The sequence below is a fragment of the Cyanobacteriota bacterium genome (assembly GCA_027618255.1).
GTDB lineage: Bacteria > Cyanobacteriota > Vampirovibrionia > LMEP-6097 > LMEP-6097 > JABHOV01.
In genome coordinates, this window is sequence record JAQCFG010000033.1 from 1 (window position 1) to 22962 (window position 22962).

The 22962-nt window shown below is 38.9% G+C and carries 23 protein-coding genes; 17 read left to right on the forward strand and 6 right to left on the reverse strand.

The window, feature by feature from the left end; translation table 11 throughout:
- A partial coding sequence (locus O3C63_05785; GenBank protein ID MDA0772435.1) for a hypothetical protein occupies positions 1 to 254 on the reverse strand: 254 nt, incomplete at its 3' end.
- Positions 255 to 778: 524 nt separating this feature from the next.
- Here O3C63_05785 and O3C63_05790 point away from each other — a divergent pair.
- The gene (locus O3C63_05790) at positions 779 to 1234 is read left to right on the forward strand and encodes a hypothetical protein (GenBank protein ID MDA0772436.1); all 456 of its coding nucleotides are present in this window, start codon (positions 779 to 781) and stop codon (positions 1232 to 1234) included.
- A 228-nt stretch (positions 1235 to 1462) separates the two neighbouring features.
- The gene (locus O3C63_05795; protein MDA0772437.1) at positions 1463 to 2218 is read left to right on the forward strand and encodes a flagellar hook-basal body protein; all 756 of its coding nucleotides are present in this window, start codon (positions 1463 to 1465) and stop codon (positions 2216 to 2218) included.
- 49 nt (positions 2219 to 2267) lie between these two features.
- On the opposite strand, the gene O3C63_05800 is transcribed toward O3C63_05795, so the two are convergent.
- A complete protein-coding gene (locus O3C63_05800; GenBank protein MDA0772438.1) occupies positions 2268 to 2747 on the reverse strand; it encodes a flavin reductase family protein in 480 nt (159 codons plus the stop codon).
- A gap of 110 nt (positions 2748 to 2857) precedes the next feature.
- Here O3C63_05800 and O3C63_05805 point away from each other — a divergent pair, with 110 nt between their 5' ends.
- Positions 2858 to 3730 carry an ABC transporter permease gene (locus O3C63_05805; GenBank protein ID MDA0772439.1) on the forward strand — a complete coding sequence of 291 codons (873 nt, stop codon included), beginning with the start codon at positions 2858 to 2860 and terminating at the stop codon, positions 3728 to 3730.
- Here O3C63_05805 and O3C63_05810 read toward each other — a convergent pair.
- Positions 3693 to 4034: a hypothetical protein gene (locus O3C63_05810; protein MDA0772440.1), complete on the reverse strand. Its 342-nt coding sequence runs from the start codon at positions 4032 to 4034 to the stop codon at positions 3693 to 3695. The genes O3C63_05805 and O3C63_05810 overlap by 38 nt on opposite strands.
- 77 nt (positions 4035 to 4111) lie before the next feature.
- Between O3C63_05810 and O3C63_05815 the strand changes: the two genes are divergently transcribed.
- Together O3C63_05815 and O3C63_05820 are read left to right on the forward strand one after the other, a co-directional pair.
- Complete coding sequence (locus O3C63_05815; GenBank protein ID MDA0772441.1) at positions 4112 to 4615, forward strand: type II secretion system protein; 504 nt, start codon at positions 4112 to 4114, stop codon at positions 4613 to 4615.
- A gap of 174 nt (positions 4616 to 4789) precedes the next feature.
- Positions 4790 to 6220, forward strand: a complete 1431-nt coding sequence (locus O3C63_05820) for a lysine--tRNA ligase (GenBank protein ID MDA0772442.1) — start codon at positions 4790 to 4792, stop codon at positions 6218 to 6220.
- A 438-nt stretch (positions 6221 to 6658) separates the two neighbouring features.
- Here O3C63_05820 and O3C63_05825 read toward each other — a convergent pair whose 3' ends face one another.
- Complete coding sequence (locus O3C63_05825) at positions 6659 to 7477, reverse strand: hypothetical protein (protein ID MDA0772443.1); 819 nt, start codon at positions 7475 to 7477, stop codon at positions 6659 to 6661.
- A gap of 163 nt (positions 7478 to 7640) precedes the next feature.
- Here O3C63_05825 and O3C63_05830 point away from each other — a divergent pair, with 163 nt between their 5' ends.
- The 8 genes from O3C63_05830 (at position 7641) to pyrE (ending at position 18157) form a co-directional block, all read left to right on the forward strand.
- Complete coding sequence (locus tag O3C63_05830; GenBank protein ID MDA0772444.1) at positions 7641 to 9572, forward strand: acetyl-CoA carboxylase carboxyltransferase subunit alpha; 1932 nt, start codon at positions 7641 to 7643, stop codon at positions 9570 to 9572.
- Positions 9572 to 10237 (forward strand): hypothetical protein, encoded by a 666-nt coding sequence (locus tag O3C63_05835; protein ID MDA0772445.1) that lies wholly within the window; start codon positions 9572 to 9574, stop codon positions 10235 to 10237. Before O3C63_05830 ends, O3C63_05835 begins: the two co-directional genes overlap by 1 nt.
- A gap of 20 nt (positions 10238 to 10257) precedes the next feature.
- The gene (locus O3C63_05840; protein MDA0772446.1) at positions 10258 to 11172 is read left to right on the forward strand and encodes a dihydroorotate dehydrogenase; all 915 of its coding nucleotides are present in this window, start codon (positions 10258 to 10260) and stop codon (positions 11170 to 11172) included.
- 2 nt (positions 11173 to 11174) lie between these two features.
- Positions 11175 to 11882, forward strand: a complete 708-nt coding sequence (pyrF, locus tag O3C63_05845; protein MDA0772447.1) for an orotidine-5'-phosphate decarboxylase — start codon at positions 11175 to 11177, stop codon at positions 11880 to 11882.
- Between the two features lie 155 nt (positions 11883 to 12037).
- Positions 12038 to 15130: a pitrilysin family protein gene (locus O3C63_05850; protein ID MDA0772448.1), complete on the forward strand. Its 3093-nt coding sequence runs from the start codon at positions 12038 to 12040 to the stop codon at positions 15128 to 15130.
- 56 nt (positions 15131 to 15186) lie between these two features.
- A complete protein-coding gene (locus O3C63_05855) occupies positions 15187 to 15903 on the forward strand; it encodes a glycosyltransferase family 2 protein (protein MDA0772449.1) in 717 nt (238 codons plus the stop codon).
- Complete coding sequence (locus tag O3C63_05860; GenBank protein ID MDA0772450.1) at positions 15904 to 17487, forward strand: hypothetical protein; 1584 nt, start codon at positions 15904 to 15906, stop codon at positions 17485 to 17487. It abuts the gene before it with no gap.
- A gap of 46 nt (positions 17488 to 17533) precedes the next feature.
- Positions 17534 to 18157 carry an orotate phosphoribosyltransferase gene (pyrE, locus tag O3C63_05865; protein ID MDA0772451.1) on the forward strand — a complete coding sequence of 208 codons (624 nt, stop codon included), beginning with the start codon at positions 17534 to 17536 and terminating at the stop codon, positions 18155 to 18157.
- A gap of 5 nt (positions 18158 to 18162) precedes the next feature.
- Here the strand turns inward: pyrE and O3C63_05870 are convergent, their stop codons facing one another.
- Positions 18163 to 18762 carry a hypothetical protein gene (locus O3C63_05870; GenBank protein ID MDA0772452.1) on the reverse strand — a complete coding sequence of 200 codons (600 nt, stop codon included), beginning with the start codon at positions 18760 to 18762 and terminating at the stop codon, positions 18163 to 18165.
- A 208-nt stretch (positions 18763 to 18970) separates the two neighbouring features.
- On the opposite strand from O3C63_05870, the gene O3C63_05875 reads away from it, so the two are divergent.
- From O3C63_05875 to lgt, 3 genes are all read left to right on the forward strand, one after another.
- Entirely contained in the window at positions 18971 to 19693 is a 723-nt protein-coding gene (locus tag O3C63_05875; GenBank protein ID MDA0772453.1) for a response regulator transcription factor, read from the forward strand.
- A gap of 91 nt (positions 19694 to 19784) precedes the next feature.
- A complete protein-coding gene (locus O3C63_05880; GenBank protein ID MDA0772454.1) occupies positions 19785 to 20414 on the forward strand; it encodes a sugar transferase in 630 nt (209 codons plus the stop codon).
- Positions 20411 to 21160 (forward strand): prolipoprotein diacylglyceryl transferase, encoded by a 750-nt coding sequence (lgt, locus tag O3C63_05885; protein ID MDA0772455.1) that lies wholly within the window; start codon positions 20411 to 20413, stop codon positions 21158 to 21160. Before O3C63_05880 ends, lgt begins: the two co-directional genes overlap by 4 nt.
- Here the strand turns inward: lgt and O3C63_05890 are convergent.
- Positions 21129 to 22466 (reverse strand): FliI/YscN family ATPase, encoded by a 1338-nt coding sequence (locus tag O3C63_05890; protein MDA0772456.1) that lies wholly within the window; start codon positions 22464 to 22466, stop codon positions 21129 to 21131. The two genes, lgt and O3C63_05890, sit on opposite strands and share 32 nt — an antisense overlap.
- A gap of 213 nt (positions 22467 to 22679) precedes the next feature.
- Here O3C63_05890 and O3C63_05895 point away from each other — a divergent pair.
- Positions 22680 to 22962: hypothetical protein (locus O3C63_05895; protein ID MDA0772457.1), on the forward strand; the 283-nt coding region annotated here is incomplete at its 3' end.

The following is a 22962-nucleotide window of genomic DNA, read 5'->3' on the forward strand; positions in this document are numbered from 1 at the left end:
GCCATAAATGGATCATTCATGCCAGCATCCATAGCCGGGTCAATCATACCAGCATCCATAGCTGGGTCATTCATACCAGCATCCATAGCCGGGTCAATCATACCAGCATCCATAGCTGGGTCATTCATACCAGCATCCATAGCCGGGTCATAGTAGCTTGTATAATTAGCACTTACCTTGTAGAGAGCCATTTGACTAAACATCATTACTCCAACTAAGAAACTAACTGACAGATTTTTTTTAATATTTTTCATATTTTCCTCCAAATTTACCTTTTACGTATGTTTATTATCATATTATGCTTAAGGTTTGGTTATTATCTAGAATAGTAGGGTCAGGGGTCAGGGTCGTATCCTGACATTGGACAAATATAGTGTTAGATGGGGTCGTAGCTAGACATCAGACATTTTACTACGTAGATTTACCAGTTTCATAAACCTATAGAACAAGCCATCGGGATAACTTAAAATTAGGGGTTGTCTCCACAGTTTATTTTTCCAGATACGACCCTGTTTGAGCCAAGATTTATATAATCTGCTTTAGGGCTACACTTATTCGCCGTAAAACTGTATAAAAATTACAGTTTTGCGGTATAAAGAGAAAAACGGGTACTTGTCAAGTCTCCAGAATTCCAGATTTATGCACTTAGAGCAAAATTTTCATCAAGTTTAAAAAGTTGTGGTCATACACATAGTACCTGGAATTTGCCATTTGAATAAGTCCTTTTACCCCATGATTATCTTGATAATATTGTCCTCAATGTGCTAAGATTTTCTTTATGTTAACAGTATTACCTGCTACTCGTAGTAAAAAACCACCTGATTTTAGTACATTACCTCGATTTGAGTATTTAGATAAAATAATTAGAATTCCCGATTTTGTTCAAGATGCTGTGCGTTCAGATCTTTTGAATACTGTTGATGCTGATCTAAGTGCATTAAATTTAGCCGAGCTTGCACATAAGAGTGTTGTGGGTAATGAGCTAGCAGCAGTTATTGAAGCAGTAGCTGCTAACGGAACTCTTGTAGAAGCGTCAGGTTCTAATGGTCATCTATCTGTACATGAATATCAACAGACTTTACCAGAATTATTAGCTAGAAGCGTTGAGGCCAATAATAGTTTATTAGAACATGCAAATAATAGAGTTAGAGAAGTAGCTTTGGCTAATGTAGGCATTCTTGATTGGGTCTTATCGCTTTATCGAAAATTCTCCAGTCCCGCTCCTGAAGCATAGATCTAGACTTAAGGATATAGCTTTAATTGAGAATATAGCCTATATAACCTAGCCTTAAAGCCCCTATTAAAGCGAATAATCTATTTAGGTCAACAAGCATCTTTGATGCGTAGATTGACCGTAGATAAAAGGTCTGCCAACAAGCTTTTATTGATATGTAATTTAAATTACGTAAAATTATAAGCTTGCTGGCAGTAAAAGCTAGAAAGGAAGAACTTGGTTTAGAACATGCTTCGTGGTATTTATACATCAGCAACTGGGATGGAAGCCCAGAAAGATATGCAAGAATTAATTGCAGATAATTTAGCGAATGCTAATACCAGTGGTTTTAAAGCAGTACGTCATATTTACAAAAGTTTTGCAGATCATCCTATTGTTAATTCTGCAACAGGTCAAGAGATGGGAGAGATTTCTCACGGCATAGAACCATTTTCTACTAGTTATGACTTCGCTCAAGGTCCACTGAGACAAACTGGCAATCCTCTTGATGTTGCTATTCAAGGTGAGGGTTTTTTTGCGATACAAGACGCTGATGGAGTGGTTTCTTATACTCGCAATGGACATTTTAGTTTGGATAAGGATGGTTACATTGTTACTCAAGCGGGTGATTTTCTTTTGGATCAAGGATTTGCTCCGGTTTATCTTGGCTTTCAAGGAGTGCGTGATCTTGTTGTTTTGCGTAACGGTAATATGGTTGTTAATGGTGACTATGTTGCAAGACTTAATACTTTTGAGTTTCCAGATGATGCAAAAATCATGCGACTGGCAGGTGATAAATATACTGCTGACAAAGCTCTTACAGGAATGAACAGTTCGTTTAATAGTACTCTAGCTCAGGGTTTCATTGAAAATTCTAATGTGAGTCCAGTAAAAACATCCGCCGAGATGGTTCAAGTAATGAGAACTTATGAATCGAATCAAAGAGCGATGAAAGCACAGGTTGATACTTTGCAGATGTTGATGCAGCTTGGTGAGAATATATAAGGGCTATTGAATAGCCAGATTGGTCAAATATTAGACGAATTTTGGTTGATTAATACTTAAAACCATCTGGTCTAATATGCACACTCGGTTCAATCTCAGTACTATTGAGCGCGCCGCCAAGTACTTTGGCTAGTACGATCAAGTGATCACCAGTTTCCATTTCTGTAAAATATTCTGCTTCCAGGTAGCCAACAGAGTCTTTGAGTATTGGCACACCGGTTTCTCCAGTAAAAGTTTCTAGCTCATCAAAGATGCTTCCTGTTTCTGGAGCTGGTTTAAAAAATCGAGACATGGTTTTGCCGTTTTCTTTGCCCATAATATTGACGACGAGTTTGCCACCACCGGTGAGTAGGTCAAAGTGAGCCTTGCGTTCTTTGTTAAAAGCGATACTTATCATAGGTGGCTCGAAGCCAGCTTGTTGAACCCAACTAGCTAGGAAACCAGCTTCTTTGTCTTTATGTTTGAGGCTAATGATATAAAGTCCTGAGACTAATTTACCTAATGCTGGTGCGAGTGCTGCTTTGTCCATGTCAATGATTCTATCACGCAAAACGTTACTTTATTAATTCCTGGTCTTGATGAAGTGAGGTTTTGCTATACAAATTACTCCTCAATGAGCTTACACGTATAATAAAGTCAGTGTCCCTTCGCTTTGCACCAATCTATTTCATCACTATCTTGGCAGCTGTCACTCTTGCTTATGCTTTAGGTTTTAATATCGTACCTTATCAATTTGATCAAGTAGATCCTGGCGCTATTTTGCAGGCACCCGGTCTTGAGCATTGCTTTGGCACAGATTTTTTGGGAAGAGATATTTTGGTGCGTTTGATTCATGGTGCTCAAATGAGTTTGTCAATTGCCTTACTGACAGGCTTGATGGCTTTATTGATTGGCACGAGTTTGGGCACCATCGCTGGTTACTTGGGTGGCTTCGTTGAAGAGCTGATCATGAAGTTGATTGATTTTATTTATTCATTGCCGGATTTATTGGTGCTCAGTATCATTGCTTTGTTTTTTTCTCAATCAAGTTCGGGAATAATTTTGGGTTTGGCTTTTATTAGTTGGATGGATTTGGCTCGCTTGGTTAGATCTGAAGTCAAACAAATTAAGGCTGAAGAATTTATAGAAGCGACGCGTACACTGGGTTTGAACCATTGGCAAATTATCAGCAAACATATTTTGCCAAATGCAGTTGGTTCTATTATTGTTGCACTGAGTTTTACTTTACCGCGTGCGATCTTAGCTGAGAGTACTTTGAGTTTTATTGGACTTGGGCTTTCACCACCAAACACTAGCTGGGGCACACTTGCTGGAGATGGCTGGCAATATCTTAGAACTGATCCACATTTAATTTTCTTTCCAGCCTTGATGATATTTTTGACTGTTTATAGTTTTAATTATTTTGGTGATCGTTTACAGGAGTCATTTAATCCCAACAAGTTTGGTGAGCACTTGTTAAATTCATCATTGCAAATTAAAACAAATCACAATCTGTCAAAGCTACAACAATAACTACTCCGATTCCAAACTGGAAATGAAATAAACTAGCTGCTTCTGAAAAGCCAAAGATAAACGGACTTAAGGCAAGAAAGGCTCCACCAATTAAATCTATTAAGAGATGTGTCTTTAACGAGAGCAGTGGTTTGAAGCCCAAAGAGAAGTCAGTGAATATTGTATAAAATAAGGCAATCACTCCAAGGCTAACGGGCAAACCAAGAGCGATCCCTGTAAAACCACTATACCAAGGGATCATAATTAAAATCGATACAGCAAAGTAATCGATGATTCCGTGTAAACCTGGTTTGATGAATCGCATTAGTATTGATTATATACCCACTAGCTTAAGATAAAAGACTATTGAGGCTTATTAAGAAAACTGCTAAGCTAGTGTTCATGAGTAATAAATTAACTAGTATTAGACATAGCAGACGTGACGACTCCGGTTTAACACTTGTTGAGTTGATGGTTGTTGTTGTGATTATTGGTATTCTTGCCACGATTGCAATTCCCAACTTAATGGAAGCGCAGGATAAAGCGAAGAACACTACAGTTGTTGCTGCAGCACATGCACTAGTTTCCAATATTCAAATATCCGCAGTTGATACTGGTGGATTGATTCCTGAATCTGGTTATGAAATTGATGAACTTGGTTCAACTCGCAAATTACTCAATCCTTTTACTAAAGAACAAGTTGATCTTATCGACGGAATCGTTGATCCAGATCAAGACTTTCCTGGCACACTTGGTTATGAACCAAACGTAACTCTTGTAAGACCTTTCAGAAGCGGTATTGATACCGAGCCTGAAGTAGAACCAATGATCGGTGGTTTTGTTGTGACTGGGTTGGGAATCGTTCGTGGTGAGCCAGCGATTGTAGTTGCCCTTGACAACGGCTAATTTTGATCTGGATCTTTTTCCGTATTTCTGCGTTGCTCGCTGATTTTCATCGACTTATTGACGGCTCAGTCAACTTCGTCTTGAAAATCAACTCGACGCCTTGAACTACGAAAAAATATCTCGCTCAAAATAGTCTTCAGTTCAATTTCTTTGACTTTGCTATAATGAACCACTGTGGTACAAACAGTGGACGATAAACAAGAACTAACCAATTTAGAACAAGAAAGACAACGCAAGCTTGAAGCACTTAGAGAGCTTGGAATTGATCCTTATCCTTACAAGTTTGAGCGTAGTCATTTTATTAAAGAGCTGCAAGCAAAATATCAAGATCTTGCTAATGAAGAGCACACTGAAGATGTGGTTACAGTAGCGGGACGTGTGACTAATCAACGTAACGATTGGATGTTTGTTGATCTTGTTGATGACACTGGCAAGATTCAATTGTTTTCTGATGCCAAAACTCGCGCAGCTAATTTACAGGAATTATTTCCGCTTCTAGACAAAGGTGATCATATTGGCGCTACTGGTAAGATACGACGGACTCCGCGTGGTGAGCTTACTATTGATATGGAGACAGTCACTGTTTTATCTAAGACACTCAAACCGCTTCCTGAAATCATTGAAGGCAAACGTCGTCGTCTTGGGATTTCTGATGTAGAAACAAGATACAGACAGCGTTACCTTGATTTGATTGTTAATGAGAAATCAAAAGACAACTTATACAAGAAGGCAATCTTGATGCGTGAGATTCGTAACTTCCTTGATTCGCGTGATTTTGTAGAAATTGAAACTCCTATTCTTAATACTGAGGCGGGAGGAGCTGCAGCCAAACCTTTTGTTACACATCACAACAGCCTCGGAGTTGATCTTACTCTGCGTATCGCTACTGAGCTTCACCTCAAGCGCCTTGCTGTTGGTGGCTTTGAAAGAGTTTATGAGATTGGACGTATCTTCCGTAATGAAGGGATGAGTATTAAACACAATCCTGAATTTACTTCTATAGAGGTTTACTGGGCTTATACCGATGTCTATGACATGATGACTCTAACTGAGCAGATGGTTCGCTATGTTGCCCAGAAAGTAACTGGTAGCGAAGTTGTAAATTACCAAGGAACAGAGCTTGATTTTTCTAAGCCTTTTCGTAGAGTAACTATGCAGGACATCGTTAAAGAACATACGGGCAAAGATCTTGTTGGTAAAGAACTTAATGACGCTTTTGAACATCACTGCGAAGAGAAATTAATTGAACCAACAATAGTTTACGACTATCCAATTGAGATTTCTCCCCTTGCCAAAAAACATAGAGACAAACCAGGCTTTGTTGAGCGTTTTGAATTATTTATCTATGGACGAGAGACTGCAAATGCGTTTTCTGAATTAACTGATCCGCAAGATCAACGTAAGCGTTTTGAAGATCAAGCCAAAGAACGTGCTGGCGGTGATGATGAAGCGCATGTCTTTGATGAGGATTTTGTGAATGCATTGGAGTATGGTCTCCCACCTACATCAGGTATGGGGCTTGGCATTGATAGGCTTGCTATGTTTTTGACGGATTCAGCTTCGATACGTGATGTTATTGCCTTTCCTACAATGAAACCTCTTTGATCTGGACATTTCCCGCTTAGACTTTGTTCTGCAAGTCCTTATTGGCTACAGCCAACTGCGGACTCGTCCTACGGACTTTGCAGGCCTCGTCTAAACGACAACTGTCGCATCTCAAAGTAAATTCTGGTTTCTTGACGAATCTTGATCAGGAAACTCAGCCTTATCAAAACATCGCAAGCCTTGAACTACGAAAAAATATCTCGCTCTAAAGTAAACTTTGATCTGGACATTTCCCGTTTAGACTTTATTCTGCAAGTCCTTATTGGCTACAGCCAACTGCGGACTCGTCCTACGGACTTTGCATGCCTCGTCTAAACGACAACTGTCGCATCTCAAAGTAAATTCTGGTTTCTTGACGAATCTTGATCAGGAAACTCAGCCTTGTCAAAACATCGCAAGCCTTGAACTACGAAAAAATATCGCGCTCTAATTTCAACTTTAACTAGTCAACTTGCTAATATCATTCTTAACTTCAAGCCCAGCAATCTTGGACAAGGCATAAACACGATCAAAAACTTTGAGCGCGAGTTTACTAAATTTGTGATGAACCAATTTGACGCCAAGTTTGTTGAGTGCGTCTACGTCATTGTATGATTTCTGAAACTCTTTGAGCATCAGTCTTTCAAAATTGAGTCCTGGACTTAGATCTAGGTTTTCGATTTCTTTGATCTTGGATTTTTTGAGTTCTTCTATTGGTATATTGGTGTCGTAAACTTTAAGCTCTACAAGTCGTTTGAGCGATTCGAGATTTTGCTGGTCTTTGTGGATTTGATTCCAAAGATAAATTGCTTCTTCAAACTTGCCAAGCTCTTCATAGGTCTTAGCTAAACCGGTTAAGAATGGTGTTTTGTTATCGACTAGCTCTAGCCCCTTTTTGTAGGCTTGCTCAGCTTTGTGAAATTGTTTTTCTGATCTAAAGCAAAATCCGAGATTCAGGTAAGCAGATGGATCAAGTAAATCGATTGAGAGAATTTTATCGATGACTTTGCGAGCATCTTCAAAACGTTTTTCTTTGCTTGCGAGATTGAGTTTGCCGTAAAGCGGCCATTTACGCATAAATAGTTTGTAGGGCTTGTACTCCTCACAATCCTCATCCTGTATAAGGCGTTTCATTGCTTCAATGGAGTCATCCCAGGAAAAGCCGTCTTTATTAAGGCTTTTTTGGTTTTTGGCTAAATATGGCACGATTTTGGGCAGATGATAAAATTCTGCCTCAAATGCGTCAAGCTCCAGGAGCAAATATTTATTGCCAAACACCCCCACATCATAAGGGGGAAAAACTATAAAGTCTATAGAGAATGCTAAGAAAATGGAGGTCCCGGGTATCTCCATTTTCATTATTAGCCATAAGACAGGGTATTTACACCTAAGTGCTATCGAGCATTGATAATATGTATGTACTATTGTATAATTAGTCCTTATGGGTTTAAGAGATTTTTTTAAGTCAGTGAGAGCTGAGAAGTTTGCGAATCAAGCTGGTACTAATGGCAACAATGGTTTGAGCGATGATGAGATATTAGCTAATTGGGTGCAATGTAAGTCTTGTAAGGCAACAATACACAGATCTGCCTACCAAGAAAACCTCAATGTTTGTGTAGAGTGTAATCATCATGGCATGCTCTCAGCTGAGGAGAGAATTGCTCTCTTGACTGACACTAATAGTTTTATCGAGATCGACGCCAATATCAGTCCTTCTGACCCGCTTAATTTCAATGATGGTAAACCATACCTAGAGACTCTAGTTAAGGCACAAACTAAAACGGGACACAAAGAAGCAATCATTACTGGTTTTGGTCAGATTGAAGGTGTGAAAGTCGCTCTTGCAGTGATGAACTTCAGCTTTCTTGGAGGTTCCATGGGAACAGTGGTTGGTGAGAAATTTACCAGGCTTGCTGAAAAAGCGGTCGAAGAAAAAACACCGTTTATCGTAGTTTCAAGTTCTGGTGGTGCCAGAATGCATGAAGGTATTTTGAGTTTGATGCAAATGGCAAAGACGAGTTTTGCATTAGCCGAACTTGCTAAAGCGAAGCTACCATATTTTTCTATCTTGACTGATCCAACTTATGGTGGAGTTTCCGCTAGTTTTGCAACTTTGGGCGATCTTTTGATTGCTGAACCTGGTACTAGGATTGGTTTTGCTGGACGTCGCGTGATTGAAGAAACGGTAAGAGAGAAGTTGCCTGGTGATTTCCAGACAGCTGAATACTTACTTGCTCATGGACAAATTGATTTTATCGTAGACCGTAATGCCATGAAAATGAGATTAGCTACTTTGCTTAGAATTCATGGTTTTGCACCGAAACAACTCAAGGTCAGTGACACTATTACTGCTCGTCCTTTTAAATTAAATCAGATTGATCAACCTAAAAAAGACATTATTCTTGATTTTGAAAAACCACTTGCGAAGATACAAGAGGAAATTAAATTACTTGAAAAACGTATTAGTAACAATGCTGACAAGGCGCAAATTAATCAACTCAAAGCGCAATATTCCAAAGTTGAAGCGAATACTTATGCTAGTTTGAGTCCAATTGATATTACCAAAATTGCTCGCCACCCTAATAGACCTGGTGCTGAAGACTATCTTAATATGATCTGCGGTAAGGACAAGTGGATTGAACTTCATGGTGATAGAGCAGGGACTGATGATGAGGCAGTTTTAACTGCGCTTGTTGAGCACGATGGATTGGCTTTTGTTGCTGTTGGTACTCGTAAGGGACGCGGTATTAAAGAAAACCAAAAACGTAACTTTGGTATGCCTCAACCAGAAGGTTACAGAAAAGCCAAGCGTATTTTTGAATATGCAAACAAATTCAATTTACCAATTGTGACTTTTATTGATACTCCAGGTGCTTATCCAGGGGTTAACGCAGAAGCTAATGGTCAATCAATTGCGATTGCTGAGAACCTTAAAGCGTTGGCTGGTTTGGAAGTGCCAGTTCTTTCAGTTGTGACAGGTGAAGGTGGTTCTGGCGGGGCACTCGCAATTGGAGTTGCCAATAGAGTTTTGATGTTAGAAAACTCAGTTTACTCAGTTATTAGTCCAGAAGGATGTGCAGCAATTTTATGGCGCACTAGAGATAAAGCTCCAGAAGCTGCTGCTGCTCTTAAGATTACAGCGAAGGATCTTCTAGGACTCAAGGTTGTTGAAGAGTTGATTGCAGAGCCGCAAGGTGGCGCACATAAGAATTGGGCAATTACTGCAGAAGCTGTTCAGGAAGCGGTATTCCGTAATCTCAAGGAATTAGTCAAGATGTCAGCACGAGAGCTCTATCAAGATCGTAAAACTAAGTTTTATGCTTACGGCAAGGTTGACGATAGTATCAAAGAAAAGATTAGTTCAAAAATATAATGTCGAACAGAATAACTTGGATACTGATATTTGCTGTAGTCCCTAGTATGGTTTTTGCAAAGAATAGAACTTCAGACAATGATGGTTTTGATCGAGTTATTAAAACTAGTTCTAAAAATCAGATAGCTAATGTCGATGCTCGTATTGTTAGAACCCGCTTCGATAAAGATATTGATCAAATGGTGGAGATACAGTTGGGTTCTGATTATAGAAGAGCCAATGTTTTTGATTTTTACCCGCTTGAACTATCTAGTTCTCAAGTACGCTGGAAAAGTGATAAAAAAATAAGAGAATTGATGGATTATTATGAGTATGCTCGCAAAGATCTTGAGAAGCTCAATCAGTCAAAGCTGCTTCGAGTTATTAAGGCTGATATGAATTTGGATTCTAAGAGTGATTATGCTGTGATTGTTCGCAATCTCAACAAACAAAAAAACTATCTTGCGATCATTAATTTTACGGAGACGCTTTATTTAAAACCATTTCAAGCATCCTATTTGGAAATTATAAATGATGGTAAATACCCGACTATGGCAGTTTATAAAGAGGGTAAGAAACAAGAAAATATTAAGACACCATCTTTTAGATTAGTCGCTTTTGATGATGATAGCCAGATTTTGTATTTTGATAGAGAGGCTGATAAGTGGCAGGTGTTGAAGCTTTAGTCTGCTACAATTAGTTTTGAATGAGCACTACTGAAACAACAAGCTGCTTAGAAACTGAGATTGCAGGGATTAAAATGAAAAATCCAATTATGCCTGCCTCTGGTTGTTTTGGTTTTGGCAGAGATTATGCTAAGTTTTATGATCTTTCTGTGCTTGGTGGTATTGCAATTAAAGCAGTGAGTGTAGAGCCAAGAAGTGGTAATGATACACCGAGAGTCGCAGAGACTCCTTCTGGGATGCTCAATTCAATTGGTTTGCAAAATCCAGGATTGGACAAGATTATTGAATCAGAGCTGAAGTTCCTGGAGGACTTTGATACTCGTATCTTTGTTAACGTAGTTGGTAATACTGTAGAGGATTATTGCACTGTCGTTGAAAGAATCTCGCGTGTTGGCAATGTGGATGCAATTGAACTTAATGTCAGCTGCCCTAATGTCAAGAATGGAATCCATTTTGGTACTAATGAAAATGAGCTTGAGGCTTTGACTCGCGAAGTCAAGAGGGTCTCTGCTATCCCTGTCTTTATCAAGCTTTCACCTAATGTCACTAATATAGTTGCAATGGCCAAAGCTGCTGAGCGCGGCGGAGCTGATGGTCTGAGTTTGATCAATACTTTATTGGGGATGCGTATCGATCTGAAAACACGCAAGCCAATTTTGGCTCGAGGTAGTGGAGGACTTTCTGGTCCTGCGATTAAGCCAGTTGCAATTAGGATGGTTTATGAAACTAGTAACGAAGTTAAGTTGCCGATCATTGGTATGGGCGGTGTGACTTGCGTAGATGATGTGATTGAGTTTGCAATTGCTGGAGCGACTGCTATTGGTGTTGGCACTGCCAATTTTATTGAACCGATGATTTGTCCTGAAATAATCAAAGCATTGCCGGCAAGAATGCAAGAACTTGGTATTAAATCACTAAGAGATTTGAGAAAATAATAATGAATGAGAAAATCATAGTCGCATTAGACTTCCCTTCAAAACAAGTTGTTGAGAGCTTTATAAACAAGTTTGAATTGGGTCGAGATGATTCTCTTGCTTTTGTTAAGTTGGGTATGGAGCTTTTTTATGCTGAGGGTCCGGAGATGATTGAGTACCTTAAAGACAAAGGACTCAAGGTCTTTCTTGATCTCAAAGTACATGATATTCCGAATACTGCGGCAGGCGCGATTAGATCACTTGCAAAATATGGAGTTGATCTTTTGAATGTGCATGCAAGTGGCGGAATTGAAATGATGCGCCGAGCTAATGACGCGCTTAAATCAGAGAACGCTAGTGCCAAGTTAATTGGAGTGACTCAGTTGACTAGTACTGATGAAGCGATGATGAATAATGAGCTTGGGATTGCAGGAACCGTTGAAGCTGCAGTTTTGAGACTGGCTAATAATTGCAAAGTAGCGGGTTTGGATGGGATTGTTTGCTCGCCGCTTGAAGTTCCAATGATTAAAGCTGAGTTGGGTAAGGATTTTATTACTGTATGTCCGGGTCTAAGGTTAGCTGCTAATTCCGCTGATGATCAAAAAAGAATTACTAGACCTGAGCAGGCATTTGCCAACGGTACTGATTATATTGTGATGGGGCGAGCAATTACTCAGGCAGATGATCCTGCTGCGACTTTTACTGAAATCTGTAACCTCGTTTTTTCGTAATCTTATCCATTCCGGGTTATTACATCATTACGAAATATACCCACCTGGGGTATATGAAAGCAAAGATTTAAAACGTAATTTCGTAATAATCCGGAATGGATAAGATTACACATGTATATACGATATGCTAAGATATTTGTGATACTTGCTTAATAATGGGTTTATTATCCACTATCACAGATAAAGTCAAGGGGTGGTTTGCTTCAGGTCCCAAGCCAGCGGAGCAGTCCGCTCAAATAAGTTTGCCGGTTTCTCAAGCAGCTGTTCAGTCTGTTCAATTGCCAAAAACAGCACCAGAATTATTAGCTTGGGCTAAAGCAAACCCAGGCAAGCTTGATGCTTTGATTGCACAAAATCCACAAGCACAACTTATTAAAGATGCAATTGCAAGCAAAACTAATTTAAACATATCTAGTAGTTCGAGTGTTGAACATAGTAGTTTTGATTCTAAACAATTTTCTTCTTCTCGTATTCAATTTGTTGCTGATAGTGGTGCTGGTTCTATGCCTAGAATTATTGAATTAAAACTTGATAATGGTATTAAGGTACTTTTAGTTCCAGATGATACTGCAAACAAGGTGCACCTTAGTTCTGTATATTCAGTTGGTTCAAATCAAGACCAAATACCTGGCACGGCTCATTTGCTTGAACATATTGCTTCAGGTCCTGCAAAGAGTTCTAGTTTTGGTAAGGGAGAGATCACTGATCTGTATGAATATCATGGTGCAAAGGTAGCTGGTGATTATAATGCTGGAACATGTACTGATTTTACTAATTATTGGGCTAGTCTTGATCCAAGCTTGCTTGAGCTTATGATGAAAATCGAGTCAGAGAGGATGGATCAACTTGATTTGAGTGATATTGATGATATTCTTAAGCGAGAAAAATCTCTGATCAATTCTGAAATCGATATGATTAATGATGATAGTGGGCGTTTGATAAATAAAGCTATGAAAGAAATAACTATGTCCAATTCAATCTACAATAACAATATAATTGGGACTAAGGATTCGGTTGCGAGTATCGATAAAAAAGCTTTGCAGGATTTTTATAAGTATTACCAAGATCCTAATAATTTAACGCTGGTAATTTCTGGTAAGATAGGTAGTCCTCAACGTTTAGAACATCTATTATTAAATTATTTTGCTAGTAAAACTAAACCAACAGATGTAAAACCAAAACCAATGGGCAATCCTAAGCGTCCTTCACAAAGTGCTCCTGTTCAGGATAGAGAGAAGGTGATTGTTAAACCTGGTGATGATAAGGCTTTGGCGCTAGGCTATTTTGGACCAAATTATACCGATAGGGATCGTTTTGTGATGTCTTTTATTTTTGAGGCTTTAGCTGGTCGTGGATCAAAGAGCCGCTTAGCTAAAAAACTTGCTGAAGCAAAAAATATCAATGTAGGTTTCAGCTGCGTACCAATGCCTACTAGGGGTGATAGCCTTAATTTTGTTACAGTTCAGGTAGATAAAATTGTAGATTTAGATGAACTCAAAGGAGAAATCAAAAAAGTTCTTGCTGAGGTCAAAGCAAATGGACTTGATGATGAAGAATTGAGAAAAATCAGACAAGAGTTTCTTTATCGGCAGATCAATAATCAAGAAGATGCTAATGTACAAGCTAGTCAAGCAATAGAATATGATCAATATGGTGACTGGCATTCAGCGGCTAATATGATAAAGATAGCTCAATCTATTACTAATGATGACATTAAGCGAGTAGCTAATGCTGTCTTAGTTGATGACAACGAGTATACCGTCTATCTCAAACCAACTGAGAAGAAAGAAGAGAAAAGCCCTCCGGCAATACTTGATAAAGCACTAGACGTAAAAAAACTTGATGCTCAGCGTCTTGAAGCTCTGACTAAAGCAATTATTGGTGATAAGCAAGTCACTCTTCCGGATTTGAAATTACAAGATAGTGGACAAGTGATCTTAAATGAAAACCACAGACTCCCCAAGGTTGCTATTAGAATGGAAAGTCCTGGGCAGCCATTGAGTAATAAGGATATGTATATAGCAAGTATTTTAAACTCACTCTTTTTTTCTTCAGGGACTATGCAATATGATAGAGATCAAGTCTTTGAGAAAATGGAGGATCTTGGTGCTAGTTTAAGCTTTATATTGAGTCATGATGGCATAGCTTTTGATATTAATACAATTTCTTTGGCCGATAATTTACAAAAGACCTTGGAGCTGTTCACGGATATGATTCTCAATGCAAGAATGGATTTGGAAAAGTTTGTATCAATTAAAGCAACGATTAAAGATTCTATTAAAAAAGAGAATGAGGATCATGGTTCAATTTTGAAAAATCAATTGAGGAATAGAGTTTTTCCGGCAGGGCATTATCATCATCAAGCCTCTCAACTAGAGAGATGGCAAATGGTTGATTCGATAACTTATGCCGATGTAATTAATTTCTGGGAAAGAATTAAGCAATCCAATTTTGTGATATCTGGTTCTGGTGATTTGAAGCAGGAGGATATTAATAAGGTACAAGCGGTTATGAGTGAATGGTCTAAACAACCTGCTCGTAATATTGGTAATGAATTGATAGGTGCTCATCGTGCCGATCTGCAAGAACTAGAGGGTAATGAGTTTAAAGCACTTCAGGATCAGTCTTTTGTGACTCTTGGTCAAAAAGTTGAGGTGAAAAATACAGATCCTGATTTTTATGCTTTGTATTTAGCTAAAGAAATACTTGGAGGTGCTGCATTCTCTTCTCGACTAATGAGAACTATTCGCGAAAGCCAAGGTAATGTTTATTCTGCAAATGCTTATTTTAGTAATTACCGGAATGCAGATGGAATTTTTCAGATTGTGGCAGCTAGTCAAAAGGGTAATGGTAAAAACTTAGCGCAGCAATTAAAGAATGTTTTGAGTAATTTTCCTGGTGATATTACTGAAGATGAGTTAAATATGGCAAAGCAAAACTTTATCAAGTCATACGTTAAAAACAAGTTTGAAAATAATAGTGCAATCGCAGATTACTTATTAGATAATCGTCTCAAAGGACGTGATCTTGATTTTGTAAAACAAATTCCTCAGATTATTCAATCAATTAAGCTAGAGGATATCCAAAATGCAGTTGCTAAGCATCTGGATTCGGCAAATATTCATGAAGTAATAGTTGACGATAAAATAATTGTGGATGGACAAGAGATTGATACCAAATTCAATGCTAAAAAATATAATGCAGGGCATCCAAAGCTTTTTACAACGCCGCCAGTGCTATCGGTTTAAGATAAAGTCAAGTGAATTATACGGCTAATCAACGGGAATAAGGTACTAGTAATCTTATGAAATTGTCGATAGTTATCCCCGTATACAATGAAGCAGCAACGCTCAATCAAATACTTGAAGCCGTTGAGGCCGTTGACTTAATAGCAGGCTTGACTAAAGAAATAATCCTAGTTGATGATTGTTCAGCTGACAATAGTTCTGAAATTATTGAAAAACATATTGCAGCTAGTCAGCATGCAACGATTCAATACAAATTTGTGAAACACCAGGAGAACTCTGGCAAAGGTGCTGCGCTGCAAACCGGGTTTAAAGAAGCGACTGGAGATTTTGTGATTGTGCAAGATGCGGATCTTGAATATGACCCAGAAGAATACAATGAGATCTTGCCTATACTTGTAAATGATAAAGCAGATGTGGTATATGGTTCTCGTTTTGCTGGTAGCAAACCAAGACGCTCAATGGGTTTCTGGCATTACCTAGCGAATAAATTTCTTACTTACCTTACTAATATGCTCAACGATATTTACCTCACTGATATGGAGACTTGTTATAAGTGCTTCAAAAGAGAAATTATCCAAGGGCTTGATCTTAAAGAAAATCATTTTGGTATTGAACCAGAGATGACAAGCAAGATTGCTAAGATCAAAGGAATTAGGATTTTTGAAGTGGCAATTTCTTATTATGGTCGAGGTTATGAAGAAGGTAAAAAAATCAATTGGCGAGATGGAATTAAAGCGATATTTTATATCTTCAAGTACAGGTTCTTTAATTAAATGCTCTCAAAACCAATACTCAAGCTTATTAGATTAACCACTCTCGTTCTTGCACTGAGTTTTATTGTGCTTGGGCTTTGCGATTATATCAATCTCAGTACTGCTGACCTTGGGCGCCACATCATGAATGGTCAATATATTGTTGATGCTTTTGTGAATACTAAGGACTTTGTGACTGAAACACCGCTCTATACTAATTTCTATTCTTTTACTAGTACCAATTTCCCTGTGCATAACCATCATTGGTTGACAGGTGTGTTTCATTCTTTGGTTCATGACAATTTTGGTTTCTTGGGACTTTCAATTCTTAATATCTCCGTGATCACTATCGCTGTTGCTGCTAGTTTTTATGCAGCCTACCTACTAGCTGGCTTTGAATTTGCTGCAATAGCACTTGCAGTTGCTTTACCCTTATTAGTTTGGCGTGATGAAGTGAGACCAGAATCATTTAGTTATCTCTTGATGGCTTTGGAGTTTGTGGTTTTGACTTTGTTTAAATTTAACCGGCTGAGTTTTAGGGCAACAGCAATATTGCTTGCCCAGTTTCAACTCTTGTGGATTAATTTGCATGTGTTTTTCTGTGTTGGTCTACTTGTTATCGGTATGTTTTATGCCGAAGAAGTTCTCAAAACCAAATCCCTTGTTAAGTGGAAATCGAAGGACTACTTATTCTTACTGCTGATCGTTCTATTAGCTTCTTTAGTGAATCCCTTTGGGCTAAGTGGTTTGCTGGAACCACTCAATATATTTAAAAACTATGCGTATGAGTTAGCTGAAAACCAATCGGTGTTTTTTATGCATCATCGTTTTCCTGGGCAAGTGATTTATTACTATTTTGATGCGTTTTTTGCTTTGAATTTACTTGCTTGGATTTTGGTTTATTGCAAGCTTAAGCTAAAGCCATTTGAGTTTATCAAAAACAACTTTGCCAATCTTGCAATTACTTTTGTTTTTGCAGTACTCGCTTTTAAGACCAATAGAGCGATTCCTGTTTTTGTGTTTTATGGTGTTCCAATTTTGGCAGGCAATCTTTCAAGGCTATTTACCTTAAGACACAAAGCTCCTTTATTTACTCAAATCTTGGCTCTATCATTGGTGCTGGGTGTTTTTGCGATGGTTGGCTTGACGCCAAAGAGGATCAGCATGATTGGCTTAGAACCAGGGATTAACCGTTCTGCTGAATTTTTTAGAGCTTTGGATATCAAAGGACCTATTTTTAATAATTATGATATTGGTGGTTACTTGATTTATAATCTCTTCCCTAGGCGAAGAGTTTTTGTAGATAATAGGCCAGAGGCTTATGCTAATGAGTTTTTTGATGATGTTTATGAGAAGGTTCAAGAGGATGAGGACAAATGGCAGAAATTGGATTCTAAAATTAATTTCAACGTAATTTATTTTATGCGACATGATATGACTGAGCATGCGCAGCCCTTTTTGATTAGGCGTATCACCGACCCTCAATGGGTTCCAGTCTTTGTAGATAAATGGATAATCTTGCTTGTCAAGAATAATGAAATTAATAAAGCAATTATTGACAAATATAGATTGCCGGATAGCATGTTTAAGTCCGTGAAGAACTAAAAGCCTGTCCGTAAAGCTCCATCTGCTGCGCTATAATGTTTATACGATGAATACCATCAACCGATCAGAACAAATAGCCGCACAACTTCTTGAAATCGAAGCAGTTTTTTTAAGTCCTGAAGACCCATTTACCTGGGCCTCTGGAATCAAGTCACCAATTTATTGTGACAACCGAGTGAGTCTTTCTTATCCCAAGGCAAGGGATTTGATTAGAGATTCATTCGTAGAGTTGATTCAAGAACAATATCCAAGTTTAGATGCTGTTGCTGGAGTCGCTACCGCCGGAATTCCTCATGCTAGCTTGATTGCTGACAAGATGCAATTACCAATGTGCTATGTCCGTTCAAGTAATAAAGAACATGGCAGGACTAATCAGATAGAAGGTAAACTCAAAGCCGGTTCTAAGGTCGTCGTCGTTGAGGATTTGATTTCTACTGGTGGCAGTTCACTCAAGGCTGTTGAAGCGCTGAGAGATGCTGGTTTTGAAGTCTTGGGGCTTGTTGCTATTTTTACTTATAACTTGCAAAAAGCACAAGATGCTTTTGCCGAAGCACAAGTGGATTACAAAACCCTAAGTGATTATGATACCTTGATTGAACTTGCCTTCCAGTTAGGTAAAGTCAAAGAAGCTGATTTGCAGGTTCTGCGTGATTTCAAAGCTAGTATATAGAGGGATTACTGCGACTCAGCACAAACCCTTGCTCCCAGCACCTTTTCGATATTGAGATTCTGCATCGCAGCTGCATCAATGATTTTGTAATGAATATTGTTAGACTCATTTTTAGAGTCAGAATTTTCAAGCGTCTTGATTGAGTTGTCGTAACTAGCATCATTGATAAATGTTCTTGCAGAATTATCATCAAGTATCAAAACTAATTTACCTTTATTTTTTATAAGCTCAGGAATATAAGTCTCATAGCAATCGATACATGGAAGTAGTTTTTCTGCTTTAAGTTTTTGATCTTGAGCTCTATACAAAAACATGATACGCATTTCTGAATTGCTGACAAGATCTAGGGAAGCGGCTGATATGGCAGCTTGTTTCTCAGCGCAATTACGGTGTTTGCGAGATTTTAATAATTCGATACTCGATGGATCAATATTGGCTCCAGCATGGATCAATAATTTGTCATCATTAGAATAGACTTGTAGAGAGCTGTAGATTGCTCCAGAGAGCGGCGCTACTGCATCCTTGCTTTTGATGATTAAAGCCTCAGTAATGAGCTGTAGAGCCGCATAGCTGCTACTATCCAGTGCCGAATTATCAGTTTCCAATCTATAACAAAGATGAATGATCTTGTCATTACCTTCTAAGGAATTTAGTTTTTCGCCGGTAGTTATTATCTCATGTCTCCTGGTGTGGGATTGCCAATTATGTCGGCTGGCAAGAAGGATTGACCTCGGGTCTATAATATACCCGAATTAGCTTGCTTATTCTCTCTTGAGTTTGATATATTAGTAAGACCCCAGCAAAGGTTTATATATGAATACAACAAACACTGTCAACAAGCCAGATAACAAAGATACTAGAGTCCTAATAATTGAAGATGAAGCACAGATCACCAGGTTGATTGAGCTAGAACTTAAATACGAGGGTTATGAAGTGATTACCGCCGTTGATGGAATTGAGGGGCTTAAGAGCATTCGCAACGGTGGTCCTGATTTAGTTTTACTTGACTGCATGTTGCCAAATATGTCTGGTGAAGAGGTTTGTCGTCAAGTTAGAAATGATTCTGATAATGTGCCAATCATCATGATCACTGCCAAAGATAGTATTGAAGACAAAGTGAAGGGTTTAGATTATGGTGCTGATGATTATTTAATTAAACCATTTGCAACTGAAGAATTACTTGCAAGAATTAGAGCAGTTTTGAGACGCAAGCCTAAAGCGCAAGCTGGTACTTTGAACTATGATGATTTGTGGCTTGATCAATTTAATCGTCTTGCTAAGCGAGGTGATGAGGTTCTAGAATTGAGAAGTAAAGAATTTTCTTTGCTTAGAGTTTTTATGATGAACCCAGAGAAATATTTAACTCGTGAATTTTTATTCAATAAGGTTTGGGGTTATGATTTTATTGGCGAGAGTAATGTGATTGAAGTTTATATTAGGTACCTTAGATCTAAATTGCAAGAAAAAGAACAAGGCAAATTGATTCACACCAAACGTGGTGAGGGTTATATGCTACGTAAGTCAGATTTGAAATAATGCTTGCATTGTTTCAAATCTGCCGCGTCGTAGTGAAGCGAAGACGGGCAGAATTTCAATGGTTACAATTAATCTATTCATTAAACGCATAATGGACCTTCTCCTAGGGCTAACAGCCTTATCGTTCTTTATTCCTTTGTGGCTATTGATAGCTATTCTCATTAAGTTAGATTCAGCAGGTCCAATTTTGTATATTCACAGAAGAGTGGGTAGAAACGGTCATGAGTTTGATTGTTTTAAATTCAGAACAATGAAAACAGGCTCGGATCCTAATCGCCTGGCTGAATCCAAAGATGACGATAGAATTACTAAGTTGGGACATTTTTTGCGTCGCACTAGTTTGGATGAGACGCCGCAACTATTGAATGTCTTGTTTGGTGATATGAGTATGGTTGGACCGAGACCAGCTTTGCCGGTGCAAGTAAACAATTTTAGTGAAGAAGATTTGTGGAAGCTCAAAACTAAACCAGGAATCACAGGTTGGACTCAAGTCAATGGGCGCAATTCTATTCCTTATGAAAAACGCATGGAGCTTGATTGTTGGTACGCACGTCATCACAATGTGTTTCTGGATATTTGGATTATATTCAAAACCTTTTGGGTTTTAGTGGCAGGGGATGGTGTCTATGACAAGAATTCAACAAGTCCGGTGGAGCCGAAGGTCGCGTCGAAGCACTTGTCGAGTCGAAGCAAAGCAGAGACTGAAAGTGTAGACGGATGATATTCGCCTCACCAGGAGCAACTTTAATAGAATGGGGTCCCGTCGCTATCCGTTGGTATGGATTGCTTTATGCAGTTGGTTTTCTTGTAGCTCTTGAAGTCGCTGCCAAGTATGTGTGCACGCCCAATATTACTAAGGATCAATTGTCTAATTTTTTTATTGGGATTTTATTGTGGGGTTTAGTTGGTGCAAGACTTTGGTATGTAATCCTTAATACTGATTACTATTGGATGAACCCAATTGAAATTCCACAAATCTGGTTAGGTGGTCAAAGTATTCAAGGTGGAATTATTGGTGGGGCTTTAGGCACTTGGATTTTTGATAGAAACAACTATTTAACAAAGCTTGCAATAGCAGCAACAGTGGTGCCTCTTGCTCAAGCAATCGCTCGCTGGGGTAATTTTTTTAATGAAGAAGCGTATGGCTCAATGACCAATGTGCCTTGGGGCTTGTATATCAGCCATACTGAGCAATTCCATCACCCTTGTTTTCTATATGAATCTATTTGGAACCTTATTAGTTTCACGATTTTGATGGTGAGTTTTAAATCATCTCGTCCACTAAGACAAATCGCCAAGTATCTTTTACTATATTCAATCGGACGTTTGTTGATTGAACAATTGCGTTTGGATCAAATCTTAGTTATGGACGGTATGATGTCGGCAGGTACTTTGATGGCGATAGTTGGGATAGTTGTTGGGCTTGGGATGATAATTACAAGCCAATCTGCCTCAAAGCATTCATAGTCTCCTCATAGCTAGACTGCTCATATATTTTTTGTTTAAGGAAAGCATCAATCTTGGATTTAAGTGCAATAGCCTGGTCGATAGTGGGATTGGTACCGCGTTGGTAAGCGCCAATATTGATCAAGTCTTCGTTTTCAGCATAGACTGCCATTAAGTTACGCATTTTGCCAGCGAGGTCTTGCTGCTCGTCACTTGTGATATCAGGGAAGAGACGGCTAACACTAGCTAGTACATCAATTGCGGGGAAGTGATTGCGTACTGCAATTTTGCGGGATAGAACAATGTGACCATCAAGCACACCACGCGCAGTATCAGCGATTGGTTCATTCATATCATCGCCCTCAACTAAGACAGCATAGATGGCAGTAATTGATCCTTTGTCGGATCTACCGGCTCTTTCTAAAACACGCGGAATCAGCGAGAAGACACTAGGAGTATAGCCCTTCATTGCAGGCGGCTCGCCAACTGCAAGTCCAACATCACGGGCTGCCATTGCCATACGAGTGACACTATCTACCATGAGCATGACTTTTTTGCCTTTGTCTCTAAAGTATTCAGCGACAGTAGTTGCGGTGAGTAAGCACTTCATGCGCATCATGGCGGGTTTGTCACCAGTTGCAATTACACAAACTGATTTTTTCATACCTTCTTCACCAAGACTCGCTTCAATAAAATCCTGCACTTCTCTACCACGCTCTCCAACTAATGCAATAACATTGATATCAGCTTCGCAATATCGGGCGATCATTCCCATCAAAGTACTCTTGCCCACACCAGAGCCGGAGAATAAACCAATACGTTGCCCTAAACCAAAAGTGAGAGTCGAGTCAATAGCACGGACGCCACAAGAAAATGTTTCTTTGATTCTTGGTCTGCCATACGAATCAGGCGCATCTTGTTCAATACCTCTAAACTCTTCATAGACTGGTTTTGGTTTGTGGTCCATCGGCTCACCGAGTGGGTCAATAACTCTACCTAATAATTCTTTGCAAAGACCAATTTCTAGTGATTTACCAGAGGGATAAATTTTGGCACCTTGACTTACACCTTTGCCATCTTCAAGTAATAGGAGTTGCGCAGTTTGTCCTTTGAAGCCAACTACTTCCGCTTGTTTGTCGCCGCAGTCTTTGGTTTCAATTCTGCAAAGTTCACCGACTTTGGAGCCGGGTAGTTGCGCTTCGAGTAATAGCCCCACAACTTTACTGACGTAACCGTACCACTGCTTAGTTTCTAGATTTTCTAGAGCTTTGTGGCATTTGTCGGTTACTGCTTTGAGCTGTTCGTGGCTATTGATTTCAGAAGCCATGTGGTTACTGCGAATTCCTTTTATATTTTATTAGCGGAGCACATGCTGTGCATGACTCCGACCTTTTTATAGCCATCACTAGCAAAACGAGGTTTTGCAGGATGCCTGTTAATAATGTACACCATTTGCTTTAAGAAATAACTATTTTAGCAGGCTCATAACCTGGTCTTAACTTAGAAACGCTATACACAGTACATAGGACAGGTAGTTTCTATGATAAACAATCAAGTAACAGAACAAAAAAGCGCTAGAACAAGTGATCGGCCCAAATCCACCACTCAGAGTAATGGCGTTGCTGCTAGCGCTATAGAAGTTGCTTTATTAAGAGCAAAAGCGGAGCAATTAGAAAAAGTTATTGCAACAATAAAAGTCAACCTTAGTTCTGTTGAAGTTGGTGCACTCACCGACAAGGAATTAGAAGAAGAATTCGCAACCATTCGTAAGGATCTCGCTGACAAGCTTACGGTCTTTGATGGTCTCAGAGCACAAATAGAAC

Excerpts from the sequence above, each read along its gene's own strand:
- O3C63_05790 (MDA0772436.1), top strand. The coding sequence starts at position 779 with ATGTTAACAGTATTACCTGCTACTCGTAGTAAAAAACCACCTGATTTT.
- O3C63_05795 (MDA0772437.1), top strand. The coding sequence starts at position 1,463 with ATGCTTCGTGGTATTTATACATCAGCAACTGGGATGGAAGCCCAGAAA.
- O3C63_05800 (MDA0772438.1), bottom strand. The coding sequence starts at position 2,747 with ATGGACAAAGCAGCACTCGCACCAGCATTAGGTAAATTAGTCTCAGGA.
- O3C63_05810 (MDA0772440.1), bottom strand. The coding sequence starts at position 4,034 with ATGCGATTCATCAAACCAGGTTTACACGGAATCATCGATTACTTTGCT.
- O3C63_05815 (MDA0772441.1), top strand. The coding sequence starts at position 4,112 with ATGAGTAATAAATTAACTAGTATTAGACATAGCAGACGTGACGACTCC.
- O3C63_05830 (MDA0772444.1), top strand. The coding sequence starts at position 7,641 with ATGGGTTTAAGAGATTTTTTTAAGTCAGTGAGAGCTGAGAAGTTTGCG.
- O3C63_05835 (MDA0772445.1), top strand. The coding sequence starts at position 9,572 with ATGTCGAACAGAATAACTTGGATACTGATATTTGCTGTAGTCCCTAGT.
- O3C63_05840 (MDA0772446.1), top strand. The coding sequence starts at position 10,258 with ATGAGCACTACTGAAACAACAAGCTGCTTAGAAACTGAGATTGCAGGG.
- pyrF (MDA0772447.1), top strand. The coding sequence starts at position 11,175 with ATGAATGAGAAAATCATAGTCGCATTAGACTTCCCTTCAAAACAAGTT.
- O3C63_05850 (MDA0772448.1), top strand. The coding sequence starts at position 12,038 with ATGGGTTTATTATCCACTATCACAGATAAAGTCAAGGGGTGGTTTGCT.
- O3C63_05855 (MDA0772449.1), top strand. The coding sequence starts at position 15,187 with ATGAAATTGTCGATAGTTATCCCCGTATACAATGAAGCAGCAACGCTC.
- O3C63_05860 (MDA0772450.1), top strand. The coding sequence starts at position 15,904 with ATGCTCTCAAAACCAATACTCAAGCTTATTAGATTAACCACTCTCGTT.
- pyrE (MDA0772451.1), top strand. The coding sequence starts at position 17,534 with ATGAATACCATCAACCGATCAGAACAAATAGCCGCACAACTTCTTGAA.
- O3C63_05875 (MDA0772453.1), top strand. The coding sequence starts at position 18,971 with ATGAATACAACAAACACTGTCAACAAGCCAGATAACAAAGATACTAGA.
- O3C63_05880 (MDA0772454.1), top strand. The coding sequence starts at position 19,785 with ATGGACCTTCTCCTAGGGCTAACAGCCTTATCGTTCTTTATTCCTTTG.
- lgt (MDA0772455.1), top strand. The coding sequence starts at position 20,411 with ATGATATTCGCCTCACCAGGAGCAACTTTAATAGAATGGGGTCCCGTC.
- O3C63_05890 (MDA0772456.1), bottom strand. The coding sequence starts at position 22,466 with ATGGCTTCTGAAATCAATAGCCACGAACAGCTCAAAGCAGTAACCGAC.